At 62.7% G+C, this 11,944-nt stretch carries 14 protein-coding genes and 1 pseudogene; all 15 read left to right on the top strand.

The features are described 5' to 3' along the window. Positions 1 to 507, top strand: a complete 507-nt coding sequence (locus EB812_RS09665) for a hypothetical protein (RefSeq protein ID WP_242621264.1) — start codon at positions 1 to 3, stop codon at positions 505 to 507. Then, positions 504 to 857 (top strand): hypothetical protein, encoded by a 354-nt coding sequence (locus EB812_RS09660; protein WP_130958203.1) that lies wholly within the window; start codon positions 504 to 506, stop codon positions 855 to 857. Before EB812_RS09665 ends, EB812_RS09660 begins: the two co-directional genes overlap by 4 nt. Before the next feature lie 103 nt (positions 858 to 960). Next, on the top strand, positions 961 to 3,363 hold the full coding sequence (locus tag EB812_RS09655) for a DNA adenine methylase (protein WP_130958202.1): 2,403 nt from the start codon (positions 961 to 963) through the stop codon (positions 3,361 to 3,363). A gap of 12 nt (positions 3,364 to 3,375) precedes the next feature. Beyond that, positions 3,376 to 3,738 (top strand): hypothetical protein, encoded by a 363-nt coding sequence (locus tag EB812_RS09650; RefSeq protein WP_130958201.1) that lies wholly within the window; start codon positions 3,376 to 3,378, stop codon positions 3,736 to 3,738. 18 nt (positions 3,739 to 3,756) lie between these two features. Then, positions 3,757 to 4,620, top strand: a complete 864-nt coding sequence (locus EB812_RS09645; RefSeq protein WP_130958200.1) for an HK97-fold major capsid protein — start codon at positions 3,757 to 3,759, stop codon at positions 4,618 to 4,620. A gap of 18 nt (positions 4,621 to 4,638) precedes the next feature. After that, positions 4,639 to 4,998, top strand: coding sequence for a hypothetical protein (locus EB812_RS09640; protein WP_013258624.1), 360 nt, complete (start codon positions 4,639 to 4,641; stop codon positions 4,996 to 4,998). After that, positions 4,985 to 5,449, top strand: coding sequence for a hypothetical protein (locus EB812_RS09635; RefSeq protein WP_130958199.1), 465 nt, complete (start codon positions 4,985 to 4,987; stop codon positions 5,447 to 5,449). Before EB812_RS09640 ends, EB812_RS09635 begins: the two co-directional genes overlap by 14 nt. Next, positions 5,436 to 5,795, top strand: a complete 360-nt coding sequence (locus tag EB812_RS09630) for a hypothetical protein (protein WP_130958198.1) — start codon at positions 5,436 to 5,438, stop codon at positions 5,793 to 5,795. Before EB812_RS09635 ends, EB812_RS09630 begins: the two co-directional genes overlap by 14 nt. Beyond that, entirely contained in the window at positions 5,785 to 6,270 is a 486-nt protein-coding gene (locus tag EB812_RS09625; RefSeq protein ID WP_130958197.1) for a phage virion morphogenesis protein, read from the top strand. Before EB812_RS09630 ends, EB812_RS09625 begins: the two co-directional genes overlap by 11 nt. 59 nt (positions 6,271 to 6,329) lie before the next feature. Further along, the gene (locus EB812_RS09620) at positions 6,330 to 6,878 is read left to right on the top strand and encodes a hypothetical protein (protein WP_130958196.1); all 549 of its coding nucleotides are present in this window, start codon (positions 6,330 to 6,332) and stop codon (positions 6,876 to 6,878) included. A gap of 12 nt (positions 6,879 to 6,890) precedes the next feature. Further along, positions 6,891 to 7,148, top strand: coding sequence for a hypothetical protein (locus tag EB812_RS09615; protein ID WP_130958195.1), 258 nt, complete (start codon positions 6,891 to 6,893; stop codon positions 7,146 to 7,148). A 2-nt stretch (positions 7,149 to 7,150) separates the two neighbouring features. Next, complete coding sequence (locus tag EB812_RS09610; protein ID WP_130958194.1) at positions 7,151 to 8,680, top strand: phage tail sheath C-terminal domain-containing protein; 1,530 nt, start codon at positions 7,151 to 7,153, stop codon at positions 8,678 to 8,680. A 30-nt stretch (positions 8,681 to 8,710) separates the two neighbouring features. Continuing rightward, entirely contained in the window at positions 8,711 to 9,157 is a 447-nt protein-coding gene (locus EB812_RS09605) for a phage tail protein (RefSeq protein ID WP_242621263.1), read from the top strand. 15 nt (positions 9,158 to 9,172) lie between these two features. Beyond that, a complete protein-coding gene (locus EB812_RS09600; protein WP_130958192.1) occupies positions 9,173 to 9,850 on the top strand; it encodes a T4 family baseplate hub assembly chaperone in 678 nt (225 codons plus the stop codon). 143 nt (positions 9,851 to 9,993) lie between these two features. Beyond that, positions 9,994 to 11,193 (top strand): annotated as a pseudogene (locus EB812_RS11980) (phage tail tape measure protein); the annotation flags it as partial. Positions 11,194 to 11,944: the final 751 nt, after the last annotated feature.

Below are 11,944 nucleotides of genomic sequence, written 5' to 3'. Positions count from 1 at the left end.
ATGAAAGACTTTATCGAACAGGAGAAACGGCGGCTGCAGGAATCGCTGCACTGGTTCAACAGCCGGGGCAGCCGCATGACGGTCAGAGAATCCGGGGACCTCTTTCTGGATACCCTGGTGGACAGCTTCACTGTCACCCGGATCGCACCCCATTTCGACGCTGCTGGCAACCATCTGCGCACCGATTTCTGGCTGTTGTGGAAGGCGCTCGGTTACGACGAGGGCTTCCAGCACGCCCACACCATCAAGGTGGTGGATGTCCGGGTCGAAGACACCCTGACAGCCGAACATGACGGTAAGAAGGCCGAAGGGTGGCTGATTGTCGATCTGACCGACGACCTGGGCCGCATTCACCATGTCGAAATGATCGAGCCGGTCTCGGAGCCCGAACTCGCGGCGGACTGGCAACGCTGGATCTCCTACAGGAAGAAAAACGCCGAAAGATTCCACCGGCTCGACGCCCAGCTTCTGGCCGAGCATCTCCGGATCGCGGAGGACTGGTCATGAAACTGCGCTATATGATCGACTCGATAATGGCCGACCGGGAGGCCGCCGTCCCGGAATACGTGCCCGTGGGCGTCTGGGTTCAGGGACCGGGTCCCGGTCTGGATGTGGAGATGTACTACCTCGACCGGGGACCGAACGGGCTTACCGACCGCAAGGATGAGGCTGCCTGGGTGGTCAACCGTCTGGTCGAGGCCGGGGCCACCTCGCTTCCGGCGGATTTTCTCGAATACCACCGGCTGTCCCGTTCTCCCTACGACGGGGTCTTTTCCGAGATCTCAGAGAGCGACGAATACCCTTCCATCGACGCCTGCGGCAAGGCCGTTCTGGCCCGGCTGAACCCCGTCCGCTGAAATTCGCCGTCACCCTCCGACACATCGCCGACGCTTCCGGTAAGTAACCGCTGAACGCTCCCCGCAGGTCGCGGAGAGCACAGCAAACTGACCGGAGACGCTGATGGAACTGTTCGCCACAGACCTGGAAAGGCTGGCGTTTCTACTGGAGGCCGATGCGGCGCTGACTCTCGATCCCGACACGCTCGGGTCCGAGGCCGCCGAACAGTCCGCTCCTGAAGAGCTCCCTCCCGAGAAGCGCCCCAAGTACATCACCAACTACATCGGCAGTAAGCAGAAGCTCGTCGACTGGATCTGGAAGCATACCCCGGAAGGCGCTGGCACGGTGCTGGATGCCTTTTCGGGGTCTGCGGTCGTGGCCTACATGTACAAGACCAAGGGCCTCCAGGTCATCGCCAACGACCGGCTCCGCTACTGCCACCATGCCGCCAAGGCGATCATCGAGAACAACTCGGTTCGCCTGAGCGAGGACGAGATCGAGGCACTCCTGGCCGACAACGCCAAGGCGGGCAGCTTCGTTCAGGACAACTTCAAGGGCATCTTCTTCGCCAAGGGCGTCCATGCGCTGATCGACACCATCCGCGCCAACTGCGACAAGCTCTCCGGCTTCAAGAAAGACATCGCCCTGTTCGGCCTCGGCAAAACCTGCATGAGCGGCAAGGGTGGCTTCGGCCACTTCTCGTCGTCCACCGATTATGGCCGCCGCCAGGACACCCCTGACGAGTTCAAGGATCGTCTGCGCAAGAACCTGCAGCGTATCAACGCCCTGGTCTTCGACAACGACAAGGAGAACAAGGCATACCGGCAGGACATCAACGACCTGCTGCCGAAAGCCAAGGCGGATCTGGCCTACTTCGATCCGCCCTACGCCACCGAGTTTTCGACCACCAACTACGAGCGGGCCTACCACTTCGTGGAGGGGCTCATGACCTATTGGGAAGGGCTCGAAATCAAGGCCGACACCAAGGTCAAGTATTACGAGACCGACCACAAGACCGTCACCAAGGCCAACGCCAACGAGTTCTTCCAGACCTTTCTCGGTAATGCAAAGCACATCCCGCACTGGCTGATTTCCTACCGCGATCACGCCTATCCCAACGAGCAGGAGATGAAGCGGATCATCGGCTCCTTCGGCAAGCAGAGCCGGATGAAGTCCAAGGATCACCACTACGCCATCACCTCCAAGCACGGCGAGGCATCCAACGCCAAGGAGCGTCTGTTCGTATGCGCTCCCGGGGCCAAGGTCAGCGCCGAGCGGGAGGAAAAACCCTTTCCGATGGCCGCCGCCGCGAACTTCCACACCAGCATCCCCGTGGATATCCGGCTGGGCGAAGGCGAACGCCTCGCGACCGAGGCCATGGATGTCGGCTCGGCGGGCGACCCCCAGTTCAGCTTCGTGCTCTGCCGCACCGGGACCAACAAGAACGGCGACCACTTCACCGCCGAGGAGTTGTCCGGTCGGCACATGACGGCCGTGAACAAGAAGGTCGATCTGCAGCATTCGCAGGAGTTCAACGACATCGTCGGCGGCATCGTCGCCGCCGACTACCTGGAGGACGACAACGGCGGCCGCGTGGAATGCGTCGGCGAGCTTTACGTCCACGACACCCCGGCCGCCCGGCTGGCCTACAAGCTGATGAAGCGCGGGATCATCTCCCAGGTCTCCATGGAATGCGACTACCAGGAGGGCGAATGCTCGGTCTGCCACAAGCGCTTCCAGAACAAGGCCGACTACTGCACCCACCTGCGCAAATTCAAAGGCCGTGATTTCAACGGCCAACCCGTTTTCGAGATTCTGCACGGCGTCACTTTCACCGGACTGGGACTGCTCGACCGCAAAGGCGCGGACGAGAACGCCAGGATTCTGCAGGTGGCGTCCCTTCAGAGCCAGCCCGACCAATCCCAACCCGAAGGAGATTCCACGATGGAAGACAAAACCAAACCTACCGATGACCCGGCCGTCGAAGCGGCCAAGAAGAAACCGGCCCAGCAGGAAGGCGATCCTGCCCGCGTTTCCGACCTGGAAAAGGAAAACCGGCAACTCAAAGCCCAGGTCGCCGAGCTGCAGAAGCGCGTCCAGGAACTGGAAGCCGAACAAAAGGCGGCCGCTTGCCGTTCCCGCGCCAAGAAACTGCTCACCCGGCTGGAGAAGCAGGGGCTCTCCTTTGCGTCCGATGAGGACCGGGAAGCCGAGCTGAAACGCCTGGCCGAACTGTCCGACGAAGCCTTCGCCGCCACCGAGGCCGCTTATGAGCGCCTGCCCAAGTCGGCCAAGGCGGACAAGGACAAGGACAAGGAAGAGAAACCCGCTGACAGCGACCAGGGCGGCAAGCCCGCCGCCAAGGCATCGACGGAAACCCCGCTGCGCAGCGACGCCGGTGTTCGGCCCCACGATGTGGACGACCGCAAGGTGTCGCTCGAGGACCGTCTGCGCGACGGGTTCATGGCCGCTTACCGCAACCGTGTCGGCGAGGACTCTCCCGAACACTCGCAAATCAACGCATAAGGAGGAAACACCATGCCATTCATCAATCCGTGTCACCGCAGCCTCGCCTATGGCGACGGCCACATCCAGGGCGACGGCCAGCTCGGCCAGGTGGTCCGCGTGGTCGGCGACGACCTGTTCGCCGTCAACACCGATCCCACCAAGCGCTCCTTCGGCATCCTGATCAAGGACTACGCCGGTGGCGAAATGCCCGGCATCTACTGTGGCGGCGGCGTCTACGAGACCGACGCCTTCGAAGGGACCGTCGTCGCCGGAGACGACCTGAAAGTTTCGGCGAGCGGTCGCCTGACCAACGGCGTCGCGGCCGGGGAGCACGTCGTCGCCCACGCCATTTCCGTACAGAGCGGCGTCCTCAAATTCAGCCTGCTCGTCTAACCCAAGGAGCCAACGCACATGAAAACCAATCAGTTGAAGATCCATTCCCAGGAATACATGGAAACCATGGCGCGGCTCATGAGCGAGGCTCTCGAGTCGCCCGAAGGCATGCGGGCGCTTGCCGCCGCCATCGCCGCGCCCATCGAACAGGAGATCAAACGCAAGGAGATCTCCTCGCTGCTGCTCACCAAGCACACGCTGCCCAAGGGCGAACGTCCGGTCTATCAGAAGAAGCCGACGGTCAAGGCCCACTGGATCAGCAAGGACGGCGACGCCCAGGAGCAGGAGGTGGGCAAGGACGAGGTCGAGTTCCCCACCAACCGCATCCACTCCAACCCGATGGTGGACGTTTCCGTCCTCAAGAACGGCAACATCGGCACGCTGATGGACATCCAGACCAGCGCCGCCGACGCCATCCGCAAGGAGATGGATCGCCGCACCATCTCGGTGCTCTCCTCGGCCATCCCGGCGGCCAACATCATCGAGGTGACGGGTGGCGAGCTGGTGGAAGACGCCCTGAACGAGGCCATCTCGATCATCGAGGACCTGGAGCTGTCGGTGAAGTACATCGTCATGCGCGGCCGCCGTTTCAACGACATGCGCGGCTGGAACCTCGATCCCCAGACCAAGCTCGAGCTGCGTCAGAAGGGTGTCATCAAAAACTACGGCACCGGCGGCATTCTGTTGACCGCCTCCATGCCGCTGGACGAGATCATCATCGTCCCGGATGAAGAGGTCGGCAAGATGCCGGTGCGCGAAAACCTGAAGACGGAGTCCATCGACCAGAAGACCCGCTTCAAGACTGGCTGGCTGGTGTGGTCCGAAATCGGTCAGGGCATTACCCGCCCCGACATCATGGCCAAGGTCAAACTGGTTCCGTAATCCGGGAGGTGACGTGAGATGAATCGAATCAAGAACATCCGTCCCGGCGTTCTGGTGATCCCCGACGCCGGGCTGAAGCTCAAACCCGGTCAGGTGGTCGAGGTGGAACGCCTCACCAAGCAGATCCAGGCGGCTCTCAAGAACGGCCGCCTGGCCATGGCCGACAAACCGAAGCAGGAACCGCTCGCCCCTCCAGAGCCCGACCAGGACGCGGAACCGGTGGACCTGAGCAAACTCTCCGCCACCGACGCCATCTCCCGGGTCAACGAGGAAGCCAATCCGGAAACCCTCAAAGGCTACATGGACACCGAGAAACGCCGCACGGTGATCGACGCGCTCAAGAGCCGTCTGGAGGGCCTGCAAGGTGCTGCTGAGTGACCTGATCGCCGACCTGCGGCTCGACCTGTCCGATCCGGGCGCATCTCTCTTCGAGGACCAGACTCTGGAGAGATGCGTCCGGAAGGCCGTTTTCCGGGTGAGCCGCGACCTCGACCAATCGCTGACGATCACGGCCGGAGAGATCACCCCCGATCCCACCGGCGAGGTCCGCGAGCTCCTGGTGATCATGGCGCAGATCCACGCCTGCCAGGTCATGCGTTCCGCCACCGCCAACGCCTTCTCTTTTTCCAGCGGCGACAAGCGGGTGGACAAAACCGGCCAGCCCGGCCACTGGGCCAAGCTCGAGGCCGATCTGCTCGCCGACTACCGGCAGCGGCTCACCGAGCTGCGTCCGGCCACCCAGCTCGATCAGGAAGCCTACATCCTGACTCCGAGCGGCCTCGCGCCGGTCATCTACGAACAAGGGATCGATCTAGATGTTGTTGAATGACCGGGAACGCGCCGAAGCCGTGGCCGACGTCGCCCGGCTGATCCTCTCCTCCGGCCAGACAGCACGCGTCCTGCGCGTGGTTCCCGGCGAGCGGCTCTATGGCACCGACGATGCCGAATACGCGGAGATCTCTGTCATCCCCCTCGAACTGAACGAAACCCCGCCGGAGGAGCTGAGTGGCAAGATCGACGCGCTCGCCTGTGTGCTTCCGGATGCCGATGTCCGGGGTGAAGACCGCCTGGCCGCAGACAGGGAAACCTATCGCATACAGAGTGTGGAAGAAGAACACTTCTTCGGCACTGTCACTCACAAGAACCTGCAACTGGTGAAGCTCAATGGGCGTTAGGCGGACCGGTGACTGGGACAAGGCCCGCGCCAAGCTGACCACCGGCATGGGGCCGCGCCTGGCCATGGCCCTGCGTCAGGCCACGATCCGCAACGCCCTTTTTCTGGTGCGCGAGATCCAGCGGGGGATTCGCTCCCAGGCCCCGGGCGGACAGGCCTTCGTGAAACTCGCCGAGAGCACCATCGAGCGCAAAGGCTCCAGCAAGGCGCTCATCGACACCGGCTTTCTCGTCAACTCCATCACCCAAAAAATCATGGCCGACAAGGCGTTCGTCGGCCTGCTGCGTGGCACCGTCAACAAGGACGGGGAAGACATGGTGAACATCGGTGCCGTCATGGAGTACGGAGCCACCATCAAACATCCCAACGGCGCGACCATCGTCATCCCCGCCAGACCCTTTCTGCATCCGGTGATGGAGAAGTACCGCGAGCAGATCCTCCAGAACTATCGCGAGGCGATCCGCTCAGCGCTTTGAGCCTCCGACACATCGCCAGCGCTTCCGGTAAGTAACCAGGCAGAAAACGGAGGCGTCCTTTGAGCACGATACAGACCGTCACAGAAACCCTGATCCGCCTGGCCAAACAGGCCATCCACCCGGACACCGTGCTGGTGTTCCCGGATGACCTGTTCGAGGTCCAGCGAACCCCCAGCGTCATCCTCCAGGGGCCGAAGCTGACGGAAGACCGTTTCCGCCGCAGCCACAGCCGCCTGTTCGAGAAGAATGTCGCGGAGCTGAGTTTCGAGGAGTGCCGGTTTCCCCGGCTCTATCACCTCGATTTCGACCTGGTGGTCACCGTGGACCGGGAGGCCGAACTGCTCGGTTTTCACGAATCGGTGTCGCGGTTCCTCCAGCTTCACCCGGAGATCGCCATCGCCGACCAGGGCAGCTTGAACCTTACCGAACTGGTTCCTCTGGGCGGCCTGGCCCGGGTGAACCTCTCCAACCTCCGGCAAAGCTCCGGACGCATCCGCATCGAATCCTGCCCGGTGTACGACGGCGACCTGCGCGACGGTCGGCTGATCCGGGACCGGACCTTCCAGTTTCACGGCGACGTGACAGAGCAACGAACCATTCAACCGTAAAGGAGAACAACCGTGATCGAGATCAGAAACCTGCAGTTCCAACCCCTGACGTTCAACCTCTCCGGCCAGGGAACCCTCCACCTCGGGCCGCGAGAACGCAAGAGCATCGCCCGCAAGGACCTCTCCGCCGAGATCAAGACCGCCGGAAAACGCGGCCTGGTGCGCATCACCGACCTGACCGGCGGCGTGGAACCGGAGCCGGAAAAGCCCACGGCGACCGATGACGCCGCAGCCGATGAGGCCAAGACCACCAGCAAGCGGAGGAAATAACCATGCCGACCTATCTATCCCCCGGGATTTACACCCGGGAAACGGACTTCAGTTTCTATGTAAAGCAGATCTCGACCTCGTCGGCCGCCATGGTCGGAGTGGCCGAGAAAGGCCCGATCAACAAGCCCGTGCTGGTGACGAGCTGGGAGCAGTTCATCAACCGTTTCGGCTCCTATATCAACGAGAGCTATCTGGCCTACGCCGCCCGGGCGTTTTTCGACAACGGCGGCTCGGTCCTCTACGTCACCCGCATCGCCCATCTCACCGATCCCACCGACCGGGACACCCTGACGGCGCTGAAGTCTTCCATCGTGCTGCAGAACCGGGAGGCGACGCCCGCCGACGCCCTGCGGATCGAGGCCGTGAACGAAGGCGTCTGGGGGGACCGGCTCTCCGTCTCCGTCGAGGACGGCTCCCTCGACCCGGCCAACCATTTCAACCTGGTGGTCCGGCATAAAGGCGATGTGGTCGAGGTGTTCAAGGATCTGAGCATGAACGAGACGCTGCCCAACCATGTGGAGCTGGCGATCAACGACCGTTCGGATTTCATCCTGGTCCAGGATCTGGCAKCCGCGTCGGGAACGCCCGGCGACCGTCCGGCATTGGGCGTGTTCACACTCACCGGCGGTGACAACGGACTGACCGACCTGGCCGATGCCGATTTCATCGGCGATCCCTCGCAGCATACCGGCCTCTATGGCTTTGACGAGATCGACGCCCTGAACCTGCTGATGGTTCCCGGCGTCACCACGGTGCCGGTCATCAACGCCGGAATCGCCTATGCCGAGGTGCGCAAGGATCTGCTGTTCCTCGCCGACACGCCCATGCATCTGGAACCGCTCGAAGCGGTCGACTTCCGCAAGGGACAAGGGATGTACAGCCACGCGGCCTTCAACTCCTCCTACGCGGCGCTCTACTACCCCTGGCTGGAGATCAGCGATCCGGTCAACTCGCGCAAGAAGCTGGTGCCGCCCTGCGGCGCGGTGGCGGGCTGCATCGCCCGCAGCGACCAGAAGACCAACGTCTGGAACGCGCCCGCCGGTATCGACCGGGGCCGCATCTTCAATACGCTCTCCCTGGCCTACAAGACCAGCCGTGGCGAGCGCGATGTGCTCTATCCGGAAGGGATCAACGTCATCGCCGTGTTCCCCGACACCGGCATCAACATCTGGGGCCAGAAGACGCTGCAAAGCCAGCCCTCGGCCGTGGATCGCATCAACGTCCGCCGCCTGATGATGTTCATGGAGGAAGCCATCTCGGAATCCTCCCGCTTCGTGGTGTTCGAGCCGAACCATCCCCAGACCTGGCGTGCCCTCGGCCGCCTGATCAATCCCTTTCTGCAGGACATCAAGGACAAGGGCGGCCTCTACGACTTCGCCTTCCAGTGCGACGAGGAGACCAATACCCCGGCGGTCATCGACCGCAACGAAATGGTGGCCCGCGTGTTCGTCAAGCCGACCAAGACGGCGGAGTTCATCGAGCTGAACTTCATCCTGACCAGCACCGGCGCGGACTTCAAAGAAATCATCTAACGGGAGAACACGGCTATGAGAAGCGGAAATATGCCCAAGAGCCTTTACCAGAACTGGCAGTTCGCCATCGAGGTAAACGGCTTCGACGTGGCCCTGTTCCACAAGGGACAGGAGCCCAAAACAGAATTCGAGGAAGTGGCCTTTGCCCCGGCCGGTTCGATGTTCGACCAGAAGGTGGCGGGGCGGGTCAAGTTCGAGGACATCACCCTCGAGAAAGGCAACCTGCAGGACGGCTCCGACGAGGCGGCCCGCGAATGGATCAAAAAACAGGTGGACGTGAACGCTGTCACCGGCGGCCTTCCGGCCAACTACATGCGCGACATCGACGTTGTCCGATACGACCGCACCGGCAACGAGACCCGTCGCTGGACCCTGCACGGGGCCTGGGTGAAGGCGCTCGAATACGACGAGCTCGAGGGCGGCAACACCGAGAACACCATCGAGAAGCTCACCATCTGCTTCCAATACTGGACCTAAACCGGAGGATCGACCATGTACAGCATTGAACTGCCAAGCGGCACTGAACTCGAGCTCCGGGAGATGACCGGGGCCGAGGAAGAACTGCTCACCAACCAGCGCCTGATCCGTTCCGGAGAGGCGATCAACCAGGTGCTCCGCAACTGTTTTGTCCGGCTGGGCGAGAAGACCGACCCCGATCTTTCCGAGGTGATGAACCTGCTCTCGGGTGACCGGTTGTTCGCCCTGGTCCGCCTGCGCCAGATTTCCCTCGGTGACGAGGTTGAACTGGAGCTGAGCTGCCCGAACAGCGCCTGCCGCATGACCAACTTCGTGACCGTCAATCTCGAGGATCTCAAGGTTACCCTCTACGGCGAGGAGCGCGAGTTCACCTTCAAGCTGCCTGGCTCGAAAAAAACCGTGCGCTTCGGATATCTCGACGGCCACAAGGAAAAGCGTTTGGCCAGCCTGCGCGAGCCCAACATCACCTCGGCCATGCTCATCCGCCTCCTCGACATCGACGGCAAGGCTCCCTCCAAGAAGAGCCTGGCGGAAATGTCGATGCGCGACCGCAACGCGCTGCGGCAGGAGATGTCGCGGGTCGACGCGGGAATCGAGACCTCGGTCGAGACCGAATGCGATGGCTGCGGCACCAAGATCCGCACCCGCCTGGAGGCCGAACCGGCTTTTTTGTTCCCCGGAGTTCGCTTGTAAGCGACGCATTCTTTCTCGCTTACGGCGGACTGCACTGGGGCTGGTCGGAAACCCGCTCGCTGCCGCTCAGGGTCCGGCGTCAGTTCGTCGAGGCCCTCGAGCGGCAGCTTGATTTTGAACGTGAGCAAACGGAACGGCGATAGATGAACGGCGATCTCGGACTGGGCATAGTGGTATCGATGAAGGATGCGTTCTCGCAGAACGCGCAGCGCATCCGTGGCTCCATGATGGACCTCGATTCCACCGTGGCGGATGCCAGCGAGCGGATGACCCGCAATCTGGACCGCATCCAGCAAGGGACCATGATGCTGGGGGCGGGACTGGCCCTGATGGCGATGCCCGCCGCCCTGGTCGCCTCCACCGCCGCGACCCAGAAGGCTCTGGGCGAGCTGGCGTCCCTCGGCGTGCAGGACCTCCGCGCCATCGAGGACGCCGCCGAATCCTTCACCAACCAATGGTCCGGTGCCGACAAGGCCGCTTTCATCACCGCCACCTATGACGTGAAGTCGGCCCTGTCCAATCTCAGCGATGAGGCGGTGGGCGTCTTCACCTCCATGGCCGCCATGACCGCCAAGGCGACCAAGGCCACCACCCAGGAGATGGTCGGCACCTTCACCACGGCCTACGGGATCTTCAAGCCCATCATGGCTGACATGAACGACATGGAATGGGCGACCGCCTTTTCCGGAGCCATGGCGCAGACCGTGGCCTCGTTCAAGACCAACGGCACACAGATGGCCGACGCCATCAAGAACATCGGCGCGGTGGCGGCGGCGAGCAATATTCCGCTGAACGAGCAACTCGCCGTGCTCGGCCAGCTTCAGACCACCATGCCCGGCTCCGAGGCGGGCACGCTGTACAAGGCGTTCATCATGAAGGCGGCCGAGGCCGGTGACGAGCTTGGCCTGTCCTTCACCGACACCAGTGGCCGTCTCAAAGGCGTGGTTCCCATCCTGCAGGAGATCAAGCGCCAGTTCCCCGATCTCTCCAACGCCGCCGCCCAGGTAAAGCTGAAGAAGGCCTTCGGCTCGGACGAGGCGGTCAAGTTCCTGCTGCAGATGTCGGCGGGCATGGAGAGCCTCGAAGGCAATATCCAGTCGGTGGGCCGAGCCATGAAAACCGGCACGGCGGTCACCGAACAGATGGCCGACGCCATGAACCAGGACATCGGAGCCCGGTTCCTGCTCCTGCGCCAGCAGGTGGCCAACCTCAGCGAAATCCTGGGACGCACTCTGCTACCGGTGGTCACGCCGGTGATCAACGGCGTCTCCCGCTTCATTCTGTTCCTGCAACGCATGGCCAAATCGATGCCGGGCGTGACCCGGGTGGTCCTGGGACTGTCCATGGCCCTCGGCACCATTCTGGTCGTGGCCGGAGCCGTCACCGCCGCCGTGGGCATGGTGGGACTCATGCTGCCCGCCATCAAGGCCGGGTTCGTGGCCATCAGCGCTGCGCTCGCCGGAGTGGGTTCTGCGGTCGCGACCTATTTTCTGCCTGTTACCGCGATTATCGCAGGGGTGATCCTTTCGGTGTATTTGCTCAAACGCGCCTGGGAAACCAATTTCGGCGGCATCCAGGACGTCATCACCGGGGCCTGGAACAAGGTCTCGCTGGTGTTCCGGGGGATCAGGGAGCTGGTGGGCTCGCTCAGCGGCGGTGTCGGGCAGATGTCGGCCGAACTGGCCAAAAAGCTCGAATCCGCCGGACTGCTGGGCTTCGTGGTCACCGTCTTCAAAGCCTATTACCGCGTTCGTGAGGCCCTGGCCGGATTGTGGGGCGCTTTCTCCCATGCCTTTGGCCGTATCCGCGCCATCCTCGAACCGACCGTCCGCACCCTGATGAGCGCCTACGCGGCACTGGCCAGCGCGGTCTTTTCGGTGGTGGAGATCTTCGGCGTGGCCGCCAGCGCCACCGACGGCTCGTCCTGGCGCACCTTCGGCACGGTTATCGGCACCGTCGCCGGTGTGCTTCTGCAGGGACTGGCGTTCGCGCTGAAGATCGTGGCCTGGAACCTGTCGCTCATCGTGCGAGCCCTGGCGGTGGTGGTGCGCAGCGTGGTCTGGGTCGGCAAGGCCATCGTCGGGTCACTGGTCG

Source organism: Desulfovibrio legallii (genome assembly GCF_004309735.1).
GTDB lineage: Bacteria > Desulfobacterota > Desulfovibrionia > Desulfovibrionales > Desulfovibrionaceae > Desulfovibrio > Desulfovibrio legallii.
The sequence above is the reverse complement of the archived record's forward strand: the minus strand, read 5'-3'. Positions and strand labels throughout refer to the sequence as shown.

What these genes read in the sequence shown, in the direction of transcription:
- EB812_RS09665 (WP_242621264.1), top strand. Translation starts at nt 1, where the DNA reads ATGAAAGACTTTATCGAACAGGAGAAACGGCGGCTGCAGGAATCGCTG.
- EB812_RS09660 (WP_130958203.1), top strand. Translation starts at nt 504, where the DNA reads ATGAAACTGCGCTATATGATCGACTCGATAATGGCCGACCGGGAGGCC.
- EB812_RS09655 (WP_130958202.1), top strand. Translation starts at nt 961, where the DNA reads ATGGAACTGTTCGCCACAGACCTGGAAAGGCTGGCGTTTCTACTGGAG.
- EB812_RS09650 (WP_130958201.1), top strand. Translation starts at nt 3,376, where the DNA reads ATGCCATTCATCAATCCGTGTCACCGCAGCCTCGCCTATGGCGACGGC.
- EB812_RS09645 (WP_130958200.1), top strand. Translation starts at nt 3,757, where the DNA reads ATGAAAACCAATCAGTTGAAGATCCATTCCCAGGAATACATGGAAACC.
- EB812_RS09640 (WP_013258624.1), top strand. Translation starts at nt 4,639, where the DNA reads ATGAATCGAATCAAGAACATCCGTCCCGGCGTTCTGGTGATCCCCGAC.
- EB812_RS09630 (WP_130958198.1), top strand. Translation starts at nt 5,436, where the DNA reads ATGTTGTTGAATGACCGGGAACGCGCCGAAGCCGTGGCCGACGTCGCC.
- EB812_RS09625 (WP_130958197.1), top strand. Translation starts at nt 5,785, where the DNA reads ATGGGCGTTAGGCGGACCGGTGACTGGGACAAGGCCCGCGCCAAGCTG.
- EB812_RS09605 (WP_242621263.1), top strand. Translation starts at nt 8,711, where the DNA reads ATGCCCAAGAGCCTTTACCAGAACTGGCAGTTCGCCATCGAGGTAAAC.
- EB812_RS09600 (WP_130958192.1), top strand. Translation starts at nt 9,173, where the DNA reads ATGTACAGCATTGAACTGCCAAGCGGCACTGAACTCGAGCTCCGGGAG.